This window comes from Curtobacterium sp. SP.BCo (assembly GCF_051903265.1).
Lineage (GTDB): Bacteria > Actinomycetota > Actinomycetes > Actinomycetales > Microbacteriaceae > Curtobacterium.
Genome location: NZ_CP194337.1, coordinates 2,119,492 through 2,133,766 on the forward strand (window position 1 = coordinate 2,119,492; position 14,275 = coordinate 2,133,766).

The following is a 14,275-nucleotide window of genomic DNA, read 5'->3' on the forward strand; positions in this document are numbered from 1 at the left end:
CGCCGGGCCGAGCCTCGGGCGCGCCACGACGCGACTCGTGGCAGCTCGCAGCCAGCGCATCGGCGGAAGCTGTTAGCGTTCACAGGTGATCACCGTCCGCCGAGCCCTCGCCGTGGGCGTCGTCGTCGCCGCGGCGATGGGCCTCGCGGGCTGCACGGCGGGTGCGGAGTCCGAACCGGAGGACTCGCTCGACACCGGCGTGACCTCGGGCGTGACCGCCTCCGGGACGTCGCCGATCGTCTTCGCCTTCGTGTGCGACGTCGGCTCGTCCGGGCGCACCGAGACCTACACGACGTACTCCGCCGTGTGGCAGGACGACCGCACGGCGTGCACCGTGCAACGGATCACCGGCACGGAGATGTCCACCCAGCAGCGCGCAGCCGTGCAGGCCGCTCGCGGTGACGCCACGCTCGAGGAGCTCGCCGAGGCCTGTGCCGTCCGGGGGAGCGGGCCGTGGGCCGACGCGGTGACCTCGGCCCGGCAGGCGAACGCGGCCGCCGGTCTGCTCGAGTACTGCCCGGGGCACCCGGAGACCGACCACCTGCGCGACGCGGTCGCGGCCTGGCGGGGCTGAGCCGCGCCTCCCGGCCGTCAGCCGGATGACCGTCGGCCAGACGACCGTCAGCCCGTTGGCTAGTTGGCACGTCGGCCGTCAGCCCGTCGGCCGTCAGCCCTCCGGGTGGTCGCGACCGGGCAGCCAGGACTTCCCCGGTCCGCCCCAGCTGTTCTTCCGGATGGCCTTCGCGACGGCCTTGCCGTAGGGGTGGACCAGCCGGTCGGCGTAGAGGTACCCGTCGAGGTGGTCGTACTCGTGCTGGAAGATCCGGGCGAGCCAGCCGTGCGCCTCGACCTCGAACGGCGTGCCGTGCTCGTCGACGGCGCGGAGCAGGACGCCCTCGGACCGGCGGAGCGGGAAGCGCTCGCCCGGGACGGAGAGGCAGCCCTCGGACTCGTCGTCCTCGTCGAGCTCCTCGACGGACACCGGGACGGCCGGGGTGGCCCACAGGACCGGGTTCACCGCCACGCCGCGGTGCAGGACCTCGTCGTCGTCGGTCCACGAGTACACGAAGAGCCGCTTGCCGACGCCGACCTGGGGTCCGGCCAGCCCGACGCCGGGGGCCAGGTCCATGGTCTCGTACATGTCGGCGACCAGGGAACGGAGGTCGTCATCGAACTCGGTGACCTCGGCTGCACGCTCGTGCAGGACGGGTTCGCCGGTGATGCGGATCGGGAGAACGGCCATTCACCCAGGTTATCCGGCGGGGAACGGTAGCCTCGACGCGTGACGACGGACCTCCAGATCCCGGACGCGGTGAACCTCACGCCGTTCCAGGCGCTCATGATCCCCGTCGCCCTCATCGGGGCGGTCTTCCTGTCGCTCGGCGCGCAGTTCCAGAGCCGCGGTGTCCAGCGGGTCGAGGCACGGCTCGGGCGGCAGTCGAAGGGCCTGAGCGTCCGGCACGTCGTCGGACTGGTCTCGAGCGGCTACTGGGTGCTCGGCACCCTCATGCTCGGCGTCGCCGTCGTCCTGCAGCTCGTCAGCATCACGTACGCGCCGCTCATCGTCGTGCAGCCGCTCGGCGCGGTGGCGCTCGTCATCACGACGTGGTTCTCGTCCCGGGCCTCCGGCGTGCCCCTGGGTCGGCGTGCTCGTCGGGCGGTGTGGACGTGCATCATCGGTGTGGCGATCTTCGTCGGCATCGCCGCCTTCGTCGGACACGAGAGCGCGATCACACGGCAGCAGCTCGTCACGGTCCTGGTGATCCTGGCGATCGTCCTCGCACTCGTGCTCATCTCCTTCCGGTTCGTGGCGAAGCACCGCAACGCGCTGTACTACATCGTCGGGGCGGGCGTGCTCTACGGCTTCGTGGCGACCCTGGCCAAGGTCGTGCTCAACCGGTTCGTGAACGGCACGTTCGACTGGCTGACGGTGCTCGCAATCGTCGGGGTCGTCGTGGCCGCGTCGCTCGGTGGCTACTTCGTGCAGAACGCCTACTCGAGCGGCTCGGCCGACCTGGTCATCGCCGGTCTGACGGTGATCGACCCGATCGTCGCCGTGGGCATCGGTGTGGTCGTCCTCGGTGAGGCCTCCGGCGCCCCGTTCTTCGCGGTCGCCGGGTTCGTCGTGGCCGCGGCGATCGCGATCACCGGTGTGTTCCTCCTCGCGAAGCACCACCCGCAGACCCGGGCCTGAGCGCATGCCGGGTGTCCGCCCGGGGCATCGCGGGTCAGCCGCGAGGCGGACGCGCTCCCGCCGGGCCCTGCGGTAGCGTCGGAGACCGACCAGCAATCGCCCACGAGAGGACGACCGCCGCCGTGTCACAGGACGCCACCACCGCCACCGCCGAGCCGACGGGTGCGACGGGGGGTCGACGGCCGCTGCGGGTCCTGATCGCAGCGGACACGTTCCCCCCGGACGTCAACGGTGCCGCCACGTTCGCCGAACAGCTCGCCGTCGGTCTCGCCGAACGCGGGCACGAGGTCCACGTCGTCGCCCCGGCCTCGAGCCGCCACTACGGCACCTTCGACGAGGAGCACCGCGGCGTCACGCTCGTCGTGCACCGCCTGAAGTCCTACAAGTGGCCGCTGCACCCGTGGCTCCGCTTCGTGTGGCCGTGGAGCGTCCGGAAGTGGACCGCGCCCATCCTCGACGCGGTGCGGCCCGACGTGCTGCACATCCAGTCGCACGTGGTCATCGGCCGTGGGATCGTGCACGAGGCGCACGACCGGGGCATCCGGGTGGTGGCGACGAACCACTTCATGCCCGAGAACCTGCTCGAGTACACGCCGTTCGGCAAGTGGACGCTGCCGATCGCGCTGAAGATCGCGTGGAACGACGCCGCGAAGACCTACCGGCTCGCCGAGACGATCACGACGCCGACGAACCTCGCCGCGGACTACCTCCGCCGGGCCATCGCCGGGCAGCAGGTCCTCGCGATCTCGTGCGGGATCGACGCCACCCGGTACGTCGCGCGGGAGGGGCGCCCGGTGCAGAACGACATCGTGTTCGTCGGCCGTGTCGCGCCGGAGAAGAACCTCGACGTCCTCGTCCGCGCCCTCGCCGCCCTGCCGGCCGAGCTGGACGCCACGCTGACGATCGTCGGCGACGGCGAGATGATCCCGAAGCTGAAGGCCCAGGCGAAGGAGCTCGGACTCGAGGACCGCGTGCGGTTCCTCGGGTTCGTGTCCGACGAGGTGAAGCGGCAGGCGCTCACGAACGCGACCGTGTTCGCGATGCCGTCCACCGCCGAGCTGCAGAGCATCTCGTCGCTCGAGGGCATGGCCTCCGGGCTCCCCGTCGTCGCGGCCGACTCGATGGCGCTCCCGCACCTGATCGACGGCAACGGGTACCTCTTCACCCCGGGGGACGAGCACGACCTCGCCGCCAAGCTGACGGCGGTGCTCACGGCGTCCGACGAGGACTACGTCGCGATGCGCGAACGCAGTCTGGCCATGATCGAGGCACACGACATCAACCGCACGCTCGCCACGTTCGAGTCGCTGTATCGTGGGGAGCCGGTGGCCTGACGGTCCCCGGCGAGGGGCGGTAGCCAAGCTGGTCAAGGCAGTCGGCTCATAACCGAACGATTCGCGGGTTCGAGTCCCGCCCGCCCTACGTGCACTTGCCGAGAAAGCGCGAAGCGCCCCAGGAAGACCACAGCCCGACGCCCAACGTGACGTTCGAGGTGACCCGTGGTGGTACCGGCGTGCGCGTCAACGCGTTCCGGATCGGCTTCATGGGCGCGATCGGCGTGCTGGTCGCCCTCGTCGCGGGGTCGATCGTCAACCAGCTCTCCACGGTGCTCGTGTACATCGGCGTCGCGCTGTTCCTGGCGCTCGGCATCGACCCCCTCGTGTCGTTCCTGGAGCGGTTCGTGCCACGCTGGGTCGCCATCACGGTGGTCGTGGTCGGGGTCCTCGCAGCGTTCGCCGGCGTGGTCTTCGCCGTCGTGCCGATCCTCGTGCAGCAGGCGACGAACCTCATCCAGAACTTCCCGGACATCGTGCGGGACATCTCGAACCAGGAGTGGGTGCAGGACCTCTCCGACCAGTTCTCCGGGTCGTTCGACCTCGACCACGCGCTGCAGTCCGTGCAGTCCTTCGTCGAGAACCCCAGCAACCTGCTGAGCCTGGGCGGTGGGATCCTCGCGGTCGGCAGCGGGATCCTGTCCGGGCTGACCGGCGCCGTGATCGTCATCATCCTCATGCTCTACTTCCTCGCGTCGATGCGCGGCATGAAGTCGATGACCTACCGCTTCGTGCCGGCGTCGCGTCGTCAGAACTTCATCGACGTGAGCGAGCAGATCACCCAGGCCGTCGGTCGCTACGTGGTCGGCCAGATCTCGCAGGCGCTCATCAACGGCATCCTGAGCCTGGTGTTCCTGCTCATCATCGGTGCCCCGCTGCCGGTGCTGTTGGCGTCGTTCGCGTTCCTCGGCTCGCTCATCCCGCTGGTCGGGACCCTCGCGGCCGCGATCGTGATCTCGTTGCTGTGCCTGTTCGCCTCGCCGGCGACGGCCCTCGCCGCAGCGGTCTACTACCTCGTCTACATGCAGGTCGAGGCGTACCTGATCTCGCCGCGCATCATGTCCCGCGCGGTCCAGGTGCCCGGTGCCCTCGTCGTCATCGCAGCGGTCGCGGGTGGCACGATCGGCGGGGTCCTCGGTGCCCTGGTCGCCCTGCCGGTGGCGGCGTCGATCATCATCATCGTGCAGAAGGTCATCTACCCGCGGCAAGAGCAGTCGTGACCACGGACGAGGACCACGTCGCCGGGCGGGAGCGCTGGGCGCGGGGTCCTCGGGGTCCGCTCGCGCTCGTGAACGCGCAGCACGTCGACCTCGAGCAGTCGGTGTGGCCAGTGCCGGGTCGGTGGGCGCCCGCTCCCGGTGGGCTCACCGTCACGGCCACGGCTGCGGACGGTGTCGTCGTGGACGGCGTCCCGGTCGACGGCACGGTCCTCGTCGTGGGCGACGAAGCGGTCGTGGCGTCCTCGGTGGCCTTCCCCGACGGACTGGCCGGCACGGTGTCCCGCGGCACGCTCCGCGTGTGGGACCCCGCGTCCGACGCGATCGCCCGGTTCGCCGGCATCGCACGCTTCGACCGGTCCGACGCGTGGCGCACGTCCGGCAGGTACACGCCGGTTTCCGGCCTGGAGGCACCGGGGAGCGTCCTCGACGCGGCCGGCGATCCGCTCGAGGTGGCCGGGCACATCGAGACGGCCGTCGGCAGCGCGACCGTCCGACTCCTCGCGGTGCGGTCCGCCGTGTTCCGCGGTTCCGCACGACTGCAGCTCATCGTGCAGGACGCCACGAGCGCGCTCGGCGAGGACGACCCCGGCAGCACCTACTCGATGGGCCGCTTCCTGTACCTCGACGACCCGGGAACGGCGGCCGACGTGACCCTCGACTGGAACCTGCTCGTGCTGCCGCCGTGCGCGTTCTCGTACCAGTTCGCCTGCCCGATCCCGCCGGCGGAGAACCGGATCCCGGTGCCGATCACCGCGGGGGAGCGCCACCCCGTCGACGCCGACGGACACGTCTTCCACTGAGTCGCGCCACGGTGTCTGGCGTTCCCAGCGCGCAGGCTGCATAATGGGCGTGTCCGCCAGGACATCACAATCGGATACCGATGATTCCGGACGAACACTCCGCAGAACAGGTCGATGGGGAAGTCGCACCTGACGAAGCGGAGGAATCGTGAACGGAACAACCACCGGGGTGCTCTACGTGCACTCCTCACCACGCGCGCTCTGCCCGCACGTCGAATGGGCGGCAGGTCGCGCCATGAGCCGTGCCGTGAACTTCTCGTGGCTGGACCAGCCGGCACAGGACGGTGCCCGGCGCACCGAGTTCACCTGGACCGGCACGGTCGGCACGGGCGCAGCGATCGCGTCGGCCCTGCGCGGCTGGGAGCACCTCCGGTACGAGGTCACCGAGGAACCGACCGCCGAATCGGACGGTGGACGCTGGATGCACACGCCTGACCTCGGGGTGTTCTACGCGCAGACCGACGTCACCGGCAACATGGTCGTGCCCGAGGACCGGGTCCGCTACGCCATGGAGGTCGCGGGCAGCAACGCCCTCGAGCTGCACCGGGAGCTCCGTCTGGCGCTCGGTCAGGCATGGGACGACGAACTCGAGCCCTTCCGGCACGCGGCCGAGGGCAACCCCGTCGTCTGGCTGCACCGCGTCGGCTGACCGGCCCGCACCCTTCCTCCCTCGTCACGAACGCCGTCCGGCTCCGGTCCGGGCGGCGTTCGCGCGTTCGGGCGGGGCAGCCGAGTCTCGCCCCCGTCTCACCGAGTCTCGCGCTGGGCGACATTCCTTGCGCGTCGACGCCCGAGAAGTGTCGCCCACGCCGAGTCTCGGGCAGCGCGGCGCCGCGCCGGAACCGGCCATGGAACCAGCGGAGGCCCGCCCCGCGACGCGGGACGGGCCTCCAGGCCCGGGGGACGCGCGTGACGCGCCCGACGTGACTACACGTTGCGGAACGCGACGACTGCGTTGTGCCCGCCGAAGCCGAAGGAGTTGCTCACCGCGAGCAGGTCGCCGGCGGGCAGCTCGCGCGGCGCCGTCGCGACGTCCATCACGATCTCCGGGTCCTGCTGGGTCAGGTTGATCGTCGGCGGCGCCAGGCGGTTGTGCAGCGCGAGGACGGTGAAGGCCGCCTCGATCGCACCCGCACCACCGAGCAGGTGACCGGTCGACGCCTTGGTGGCCGACACGACGATGTCGTCCAGGTGGTCCCCGAACACGCGACGCATGGCGTGGTACTCGGCGACGTCCCCGACCGGGGTCGACGTGGCGTGCGCGTTGACGTGGGCGACGTCCTCGCGGGAGGCGCCGGCGTGCTCGAGCGCCTGCAGGACCGCGCGGGCGGCGGCGCTGCCCTCGGGGTCCGGTGCGGTGATGTGGAAGGCGTCCGAGGTGATGCCGGCACCGGCGACCTCGGCGTAGATCTTCGCGCCGCGGGCCTCGGCGTGCTCCTTCGTCTCGAGGATCAGCGCGGCAGCACCGTCACCGAGCACGAAGCCGTCACGCGACACGTCGTACGGACGCGAAGCGGTCTCGGGGGAGTCGTTGCGGCGGGACAGGGCCTGCATCGCCGCGAACGCCGCCAGGGGCAGCGGGTGCAGGGCAGCCTCGGCGCCACCGGTGATGACGATGTCGGCGTCGCCGCTCGCCACGTGGCGGTAGGCCTCGGCCAGCGACTCCGTCGACGACGCGCACGCGGAGAGGTACGTGCGGGCACCGCCGCGCGCGCCGAACTCCATCTCGATGGCGGCGGCGGGACCGTTCGCCATGAGCATCGGCACCGTCATCGGCATGACGCGACGCGGGCCCTTCTCGCGCAGGGTGTCCCACGCGTCGAGCAGCGTGTTGACGCCGCCGATGCCGGTCGCCCAGTCGACGATGAGGCGCTCGGGCACGACGGACTCGGCGTCGATGCCGGCGTCGGCCCAGGCTTCGCGTGCGGCGACGAGCGACAGCTGCGACGAGGGGTCGAGGCGCTTCGTCTCCGGGCGGGTGAGCTGGTCGGTGAGGAAGCGACGCGCCTGGCCGGCGAACTCGACGGGGAGTTCGAGCTCGGCGTAGCGCGGGTCCTCGATGCGGGTGATGCCGGACTTGCCGGCGAGCAGCGCCTCCCACGTCTCCGGGGCGGTCGCGGCGAGGGGCGTGATGGCACCGATCCCGGTGACGACGACGGTCTTGTTGGTCATGGAACGACGTGTTCTTTCGTGTGGATGGAACGAGATGAGCGCCGCGGCCGGGGATGACCGCGGCCGCGGCGCTCAGGAAGTTCGCGTCAGGCCTGCGCCTTGACGATGTAGTCGACGGCGTCGCCGACGGTCTTGAGGTTCTTGACCTCTTCGTCGGGGATCTTCACGTCGAACTTCTCCTCGGCGTTCACGACGATGGTCATCATCGAGATCGAGTCGATGTCGAGGTCGTCGGTGAACGACTTGTCGGCGGCGACGGTGTCGGTCGCGATGCCGGTCTCGTCGTTGATCAGCTCGGCCAGGCCGGCGAGGACTTCTTCGTTGGACAGGGCCATGGGGATTCTCCTTGAGGGGGGTGTCGTTTGACCGTGGACCAGCCTAGGGCACGCAGCGTGCTCGCGCCCGGAGGCTGATCCGGGAGTGGCCGCGCGGGTGCGCGACCGGGGTGGACTAGGGGAGGACGACGACCTGGGCGCCGAAGACGAGACCGGCGCCGAAGCCGATCTGCAGGGCGAGGCCGCCGGACAGCTCGGGGTTCTCCTCGAGCAGACGGTGGGTCGCGAGCGGGATGCTCGCGGCCGAGGTGTTGCCGGTGGTGGTGATGTCGCGCGCGATCGCCACGGACTCGGGCAGCCCGAGCTGCTTGGCGAACTCGTCGATGATGCGGATGTTCGCCTGGTGCGGGACGAAGGCGGCGAGGTCCTCGGGGCGGACCCCGGCGGTCTCGAGTGCTTCGCGAGCGACCTTGACCATCTCCCACACGGCCCAGCGGAACACGGTCTGGCCCGCCTGCCGCATGGTCGGACGGGGGGCGCCGGCCTCCCACTCCTTGTAGGTCGCCGTCATGCCGATGGCGTCCCACTTCGAACCGTCGGACCCCCAGATGGTCGGGGCGATGCCCGGGAAGTCGCTCGGGCCGACGACGGCGGCACCGGCTCCGTCGCCGAGGAGGAAGGAGATCGAGCGGTCGGTCGGGTCGACGACGTCACTGAGCTTCTCGGCCCCGACGACGAGGACGTGGTCGGCGAGCCCGGACTTGATGAACGAGTCGGCCTGGGCGATGCCGTACGCGTACCCGGCGCAGGCGGCACTGACGTCGTACGCGGCCGCCGGGGTCGCACCGATGCGCTCGGCGAGGAGCGACGCCATCGAGGGCGTGGCGACGGTGTGCGTCACGGTGCTGACCAGCACGACGCCGATCTGCGACGGCTCGATGCCCGCCTTCGCGATCGCCTCGCGCGCCGCGACCTCGGCGAGGTCGACCGCCTCGACGTCCTGGCCGGCACGCTTGCGCGTCACGATGCCCGTGCGCTGGCGGATCCACTCGTCGGACGAGTCGATCGGTCCGACGAGGTCGTCGTTGGGCACCTCGTTCTCGCCGCGGGCGGCGCCGAAGGCGAGGATGCGGGTGAACTCGTGGCCGCGTCGCTGGGCGAGCGTGGGACGGTCGGTCATGCGGTGGTGTCTGCTTCCTGGCCAGCGCGCTGCAGCAGGTCGATCGCTGCGGGCAGGTCGTCGGGGGTCTTGATCGCGACGGTCGGCGTGCCGCGCAGGCCGCGCTTCGCCAGGCCGACGAGGGCACCGGCCGGGGCGAGTTCGATGATGCCGGTGACGCCGGCGGCGGAGAACGACTCCATCACGGCGTCCCAGTGCACGGGGTTCGCGATCTGCTGGACCATGAGGTCGACGAATCGTCGGCCGTCGTCGACGCGGGAACCGTCGGCGTTCGTCCAGATCGGCAGGGTCGGGTCCTGCACCGTCGCGGCGGAGGCCACGGGGGCGACGCGATCCACGGCGGAGGCCATGTACCGGGTGTGGAACGCACCGGCCACGGCGAGCGGGACGACGCGGGCCTTCGCGGGCGGGTCCGCGGCGAGGGCCGCGATGCCGTCGGCCGAGCCGGCGACGACCGTCTGTCCGCCACCGTTGTGGTTCGCGGGCACGAGTCCGTGCTGGTCGAGGGCCGCGGCGACGGCCTCTGCGTCGCCGCCGAGCACGGCGGCCATCGAGGTCGGCTCGAGCGCGGCGGCGTCCGCCATGGCCCGGCCGCGCTCGGCGACGAGGGCGACGGCGTCGGTCGGCTCGAGGATCCCGGCGACGCCGGCGGCGGTGAACTCGCCGACGGAGTGCCCGGCGACACCGCCCACGAGGGCACGACGGCCGTCGGCGAGCAGTGCGTCGGCGGTCACGAGTCCGGCGGCCACGATGAGGGGCTGCGCGAGCGCGGTGTCCTTGATGGTGTCCGCGTCGGACTCGGTGCCGTGCTTCGCGAGGTCGACGCCGATGGCCTCGGACCACGCCCCCACACGGTCACGGACGGCAGCGTCCTCGAGCCAGGGGGCGAGGAAGCCGGGGGTCTGGGAGCCCTGTCCGGGCGCGACGACGACGATCACCGGACAATCCTGCCGGTCACCGGGTGTCGTTCCCGTGTGGACTTCCCACAGCGATGTCCGCTCGACATTGTGAGGTTCCCACCGGACGCGGACGCTGCCGTGCTCACCGGCGGTGCGGGATGCGACGCCGCCCGGCGGTCGACTCGGACATCGCGCCGAGGATGAGCGCCGACTGCACGATGAGGGCGTCGCGTGCGTGCGTGGCGTCCCACCCGATGATGTCCGCCACGCGACGGAGCCGGTAGCGCACCGTGTTCGGGTGCACGAAGAGCTCGCGAGCCGTCGCCTCGAGCGAGCGGCCGGTGTCGAGGTAGCACCAGAGGGTCTGGAGCAGCTCGGTGGACTGGTCCTTGAGCGGCACGTAGATGCGCTGCACGAGGGCGGACCGGGCGAGCGGGTCGCCCGCCAGCGCACGTTCGGGCAGCAGGTCGTCGGCCAGCGCCGGCCGGGGTGCGCCACGCCAGGCGCGCGCGACGGCGAACCCGGCGAGGGCGCCCTTCGCGCTCGTCGACGCGTCGACCACACCGGGGACCTCGTTGCCGAGCACCAGGTGTCCCTCGCCGAACGACGGTTCGAGCGCCTGCGCGATCGCCGTGAAGGAGACGGGCTCCTCGCCCTCGGGCACGTCGTCCCGCGGCGTGGCCCGGCCGATCACCACGACGAGCCGGGAGCCCTGCACGCCGATGAGCACGTCCGCGTCCATGTGCCGCGCGGTCCGGCGGATCTGGTCGACCTCGAGCTGCTTCGGCGCGTTGCCGACCAGCACCGCAACCTCGCCGTGGCCGTGCCACCCGAGCGCCGCGATGCGTGAGGGCAGCTCGTCGTCGTACTCGCCGGAGAGGATCGAGTCCACCACGAGGGCTTCGAGGCGGGCGTCCCACAGCCCGCGGGCCTCGGCCGCCCGGGCGTAGACGTCGGCGGCCGCGAAGGCGATGTCGCGCGAGTACTTGAGGATCGCCTCCTGCAGCATCTCGTCGTCCTTGGCGCGCTCCTCGACGACCGTGACCACCACGCGGATGAGCTGGAGCGTCTGCTGCAGGCTCACCGAGCGGAGGAGTTCGCGGGGCGCGGAGCCGAACACGTCGGCGGCCGCGATCCACGGCGTCGACGCGGTGCCCTCGAGCCAGCTGATGAACGACGTGATCCCGGCCTGGGCCACGAGCCCCACGGCGGAGCGACGGCCCGGGGGCATCTCGCTGTACCAGGGGAGGGTGTCCTCGAGGCGCTTGATCGTCGCCGTGGAGAGTTCCCCGGACACCTGACGGAGCCAGGAGAGCGCCCGCTCGCGCGCGCTCTCCTGGCTCTCGGCGTCCGGTCGGACCGTCGTCACGTGGAGATCAGGCCTCTCCGCCGGCGCTGCCCGTGGTGCCGGCGGTCACGTCGTGCAGGCGGTACTTGTCGATCGCCTGCTGCACGAGCGCGCCGTCGACCTTGCCCTGCTTCGCGAGCTGCTGCAGCGTCCGCACGACGACCGAGGGGCCGTCGATGTGGAAGAAGCGGCGGGCTGCCGGCCGGGTGTCCGAGAACCCGAAGCCGTCCGCGCCGAGGGTGGCGTAGTCGGTCGGGACGAACGGACGGATCTGCTCCTGCACGGCGTGCATGAAGTCGCTCACGGCGACGACCGGGCCCTCGGTGCCGAGCAGGCGCTCGGTCACGTACGGGGTGCGCGGGGCCTCGTTCGGGTTGAGGAACGCGTGCTGCTCCGCGTCGAGACCGTCGCGGTACAGCTCACCCCAGCTCGTGACGCTCCACACGTCGGCCGACACGCCCCAGTCCTCGGCGAGGAGCTGCTGCGCCTCGAGGATCCACGGCACCGCGACACCGGACGCGAGCAGCTGGGCCTTCGGGCCGTCGTGCTCGCTCGACTTGAGCAGGTACATGCCCTTGACGATGCCGTCGACGTCGACGCCCTCCGGCTCGGCCGGCTGGACGATCGGCTCGTTGTAGACCGTCAGGTAGTACATGACGTTCGGGTCGGCGTGCTTCGGCGAGCCGTCCTCGTTCGTGCCGTACATGCGCTCGAGGCCGGACTGGACGATGTGGCCGATCTCGTAGCCGTACGCGGGGTCGTAGGACACCACGGCCGGGTTCGTCGTCGCGAGGAGCAGCGAGTGGCCGTCGGCGTGCTGCAGGCCCTCGCCCGTGAGCGTCGTGCGGCCGGCGGTCGCGCCGATCATGAAGCCACGGGTCATCTGGTCGCCGGCGGCCCAGATGGCGTCGCCGGTGCGCTGGAACCCGAACATCGAGTAGAAGACGTAGACCGGGATGAGCGGCTCGCCCTGCGTCGAGTACGAGGTGCCGACCGCGGTGAACGCCGCCAGGGCGCCCGCCTCGTTGATGCCGACGTGGATGATCTGGCCCTGCGGGCTCTCCTTGTACGCCAGGAGCAGCTCGCGGTCGACCGACGTGTAGTGCTGGCCGTTCGGGTTGTAGATCTTCGCCGTCGGGAAGTACGCGTCCATGCCGAACGTGCGTGCCTCGTCGGGGATGATCGGCACCACGCGGTCGCCGAAGTCCGGCGAGCGGAGCAGGTCCTTCAGCAGTCGGGCGAACGCCATGGTGGTGGCGATCTCCTGCTTGCCGGAGCCCTTCTTGACGACCTGGTACTTCGCGTCCTCCGGCAGGGTGAACGACGTGTACTTGGTGCGGCGCTCCGGCACGTAGCCACCGAGTTCACGGCGGCGCTCGTGCATGTACTGGATCGCCTCGTCGTCGTTGCCCGGGTGGTAGTACGGCGGCGTGTAGGGGTTCTCCTCGAGCTGCGCGTCGGAGATCGGGATGCGCATCTCGTCGCGGAACTGCTTGAGGTTGTCGAGCGTCAGCTTCTTCATCTGGTGCGTCGCGTTGCGCCCCTCGAAGCTCGGGCCGAGGCCGTAGCCCTTGACCGTCTTCGCGAGGATGACGGTCGGCTGGCCCTTGTGCTCGGTCGCCGCCTTGAACGCCGCGTAGACCTTGCGGTAGTCGTGGCCACCGCGCTTGAGGTTCCAGATCTGGTCGTCGGTGTAGTCCGTGACCAGCTCGAGCGCCTTCGGGTCGCGCCCGAAGAAGTTCTCGCGCACGTACGCGCCGTTCTCGGCCTTGTACGTCTGGTAGTCGCCGTCCGGCGTCTGGTTCATCAGGTTGAGGAGCGCGCCCTCGGTGTCGCGGGCGAGCAGGTCGTCCCACTCGCGGCCCCAGACGACCTTAATGACGTTCCAGCCCGCACCGCGGAAGAACGCCTCGAGTTCCTGGATGATCTTGCCGTTGCCGCGGACCGGACCGTCGAGTCGCTGCAGGTTGCAGTTGATCACGAAGTTCAGGTTGTCCAGGCCGTCGTTCGCGGCGACCTGGAGCTGCCCGCGCGACTCGACCTCGTCCATCTCGCCGTCGCCGAGGAACGCCCAGACCTGCTGGTCGGAGGCGTCCTTGATGCCGCGGTTGGACAGGTACTTGGCCTGCTGCGCCTGGTAGATCGCGTTGATCGGGCCGATGCCCATCGACACGGTCGGGAACTGCCAGAAGTGCGGCATGAGGCGCGGGTGCGGGTACGACGACAGGCCGCCGCCGGCGTGCGACTTCTCCTGTCGGAAGCCGTCGAGCTGGTCCTCGCTGAGCCGGCCCTCCATGTAGGCGCGGGCGTACATGCCGGGGGAGGCGTGGCCCTGGAAGAAGACCTGGTCGCCGCCGGACGCGTGGTCCTGCGCGCGGAAGAAGTGGTTGTAGCCGACCTCGTACATGGCGGCGCTCGACGCGTACGTCGAGATGTGGCCGCCCACGGCGATGCCGGGACGCTGCGCGCGGTGCACGGTGATCGCGGCGTTCCACCGGATCCACCGGCGGTAGCGGCGCTCGAGCTCCTCGTCGCCCGGGAACTCGGGCTCGTTCTCCGGCGCGATGGTGTTCACGTAGTCCGTGGTCGGGACCATCGGCACACCGAGGTGCAGTTCCTTGGACCGCTTGAGCAGGCTCAGCATGATCTCGCGGCCGCGCTGGTGGCCGTGGGTCTGCACCAGGCCGTCGAGGGACTCACGCCACTCGGCGGTCTCCTCCGGGTCCTGGTCGCTGCTGCCGTGGCTGTACGGGTCCTGGTCGTTCACCGTCACCCTTGACCTCGTTCGTTCTCGTGGTGGTGGACATAGGTGGTCCACCGATCGATCGGGTCGCGACCGGCGGTGGGAACCGC

At 70.8% G+C, this 14,275-nt stretch carries 13 protein-coding genes and 1 tRNA gene; 7 read left to right on the plus strand and 7 right to left on the minus strand.

Annotated features, from left to right (window positions below):
- Positions 1–85 precede the first annotated feature (85 nt).
- Positions 86–574: a hypothetical protein gene (locus tag ACRQ4B_RS10120; RefSeq protein WP_439691322.1), complete on the plus strand. Its 489-nt coding sequence runs from the start codon at positions 86–88 to the stop codon at positions 572–574.
- Positions 575–667: 93 nt separating this feature from the next.
- Here the strand turns inward: ACRQ4B_RS10120 and def are convergent, their stop codons facing one another.
- A complete protein-coding gene (gene def, locus ACRQ4B_RS10125) occupies positions 668–1,243 on the minus strand; it encodes a peptide deformylase (RefSeq protein ID WP_439691323.1) in 576 nt (191 codons plus the stop codon).
- A 39-nt stretch (positions 1,244–1,282) separates the two neighbouring features.
- On the opposite strand from def, the gene ACRQ4B_RS10130 reads away from it, so the two are divergent.
- From ACRQ4B_RS10130 to ACRQ4B_RS10155, 6 genes are all read left to right on the plus strand, one after another.
- Complete coding sequence (locus tag ACRQ4B_RS10130; RefSeq protein ID WP_439691324.1) at positions 1,283–2,194, plus strand: DMT family transporter; 912 nt, start codon at positions 1,283–1,285, stop codon at positions 2,192–2,194.
- Between the two features lie 122 nt (positions 2,195–2,316).
- Positions 2,317–3,528: a glycosyltransferase gene (locus tag ACRQ4B_RS10135; RefSeq protein ID WP_439691325.1), complete on the plus strand. Its 1,212-nt coding sequence runs from the start codon at positions 2,317–2,319 to the stop codon at positions 3,526–3,528.
- A gap of 13 nt (positions 3,529–3,541) precedes the next feature.
- Positions 3,542–3,616 (plus strand) — tRNA-Ile (locus ACRQ4B_RS10140).
- Between the two features lie 7 nt (positions 3,617–3,623).
- A complete protein-coding gene (locus ACRQ4B_RS10145) occupies positions 3,624–4,748 on the plus strand; it encodes an AI-2E family transporter (protein WP_439694377.1) in 1,125 nt (374 codons plus the stop codon).
- A complete protein-coding gene (locus ACRQ4B_RS10150; RefSeq protein WP_439691326.1) occupies positions 4,745–5,548 on the plus strand; it encodes a DUF1684 domain-containing protein in 804 nt (267 codons plus the stop codon). Before ACRQ4B_RS10145 ends, ACRQ4B_RS10150 begins: the two co-directional genes overlap by 4 nt.
- A 148-nt stretch (positions 5,549–5,696) precedes the next feature.
- Positions 5,697–6,197: a DUF3145 domain-containing protein gene (locus tag ACRQ4B_RS10155; protein WP_439691327.1), complete on the plus strand. Its 501-nt coding sequence runs from the start codon at positions 5,697–5,699 to the stop codon at positions 6,195–6,197.
- Positions 6,198–6,475: 278 nt separating this feature from the next.
- On the opposite strand, the gene ACRQ4B_RS10160 is transcribed toward ACRQ4B_RS10155, so the two are convergent.
- From ACRQ4B_RS10160 to aceE, 6 genes are all read right to left on the minus strand, one after another.
- The gene (locus ACRQ4B_RS10160) at positions 6,476–7,720 is read right to left on the minus strand and encodes a beta-ketoacyl-[acyl-carrier-protein] synthase family protein (RefSeq protein WP_439691328.1); all 1,245 of its coding nucleotides are present in this window, start codon (positions 7,718–7,720) and stop codon (positions 6,476–6,478) included.
- An 86-nt stretch (positions 7,721–7,806) separates the two neighbouring features.
- Positions 7,807–8,055 (minus strand): acyl carrier protein, encoded by a 249-nt coding sequence (locus tag ACRQ4B_RS10165; RefSeq protein WP_022903951.1) that lies wholly within the window; start codon positions 8,053–8,055, stop codon positions 7,807–7,809.
- Between the two features lie 115 nt (positions 8,056–8,170).
- Positions 8,171–9,175 (minus strand): beta-ketoacyl-ACP synthase III, encoded by a 1,005-nt coding sequence (locus ACRQ4B_RS10170; protein ID WP_439691329.1) that lies wholly within the window; start codon positions 9,173–9,175, stop codon positions 8,171–8,173.
- Positions 9,172–10,113 carry an ACP S-malonyltransferase gene (locus ACRQ4B_RS10175; protein ID WP_439691330.1) on the minus strand — a complete coding sequence of 314 codons (942 nt, stop codon included), beginning with the start codon at positions 10,111–10,113 and terminating at the stop codon, positions 9,172–9,174. The genes ACRQ4B_RS10170 and ACRQ4B_RS10175 overlap by 4 nt, the downstream gene beginning before the upstream one ends.
- A gap of 103 nt (positions 10,114–10,216) precedes the next feature.
- On the minus strand, positions 10,217–11,443 hold the full coding sequence (locus ACRQ4B_RS10180; protein WP_439691331.1) for a PucR family transcriptional regulator: 1,227 nt from the start codon (positions 11,441–11,443) through the stop codon (positions 10,217–10,219).
- Between the two features lie 7 nt (positions 11,444–11,450).
- Complete coding sequence (aceE, locus tag ACRQ4B_RS10185) at positions 11,451–14,195, minus strand: pyruvate dehydrogenase (acetyl-transferring), homodimeric type (RefSeq protein ID WP_439691332.1); 2,745 nt, start codon at positions 14,193–14,195, stop codon at positions 11,451–11,453.
- Between the last annotated feature and the right edge of the window lie 80 nt (positions 14,196–14,275).

Bases quoted from the DNA above. Each gene is read 5' to 3' on its own strand.
- def (WP_439691323.1), bottom strand. From the start codon at position 1,243: ATGGCCGTTCTCCCGATCCGCATCACCGGCGAACCCGTCCTGCACGAG.
- ACRQ4B_RS10160 (WP_439691328.1), bottom strand. From the start codon at position 7,720: ATGACCAACAAGACCGTCGTCGTCACCGGGATCGGTGCCATCACGCCC.
- ACRQ4B_RS10165 (WP_022903951.1), bottom strand. From the start codon at position 8,055: ATGGCCCTGTCCAACGAAGAAGTCCTCGCCGGCCTGGCCGAGCTGATC.
- ACRQ4B_RS10170 (WP_439691329.1), bottom strand. From the start codon at position 9,175: ATGACCGACCGTCCCACGCTCGCCCAGCGACGCGGCCACGAGTTCACC.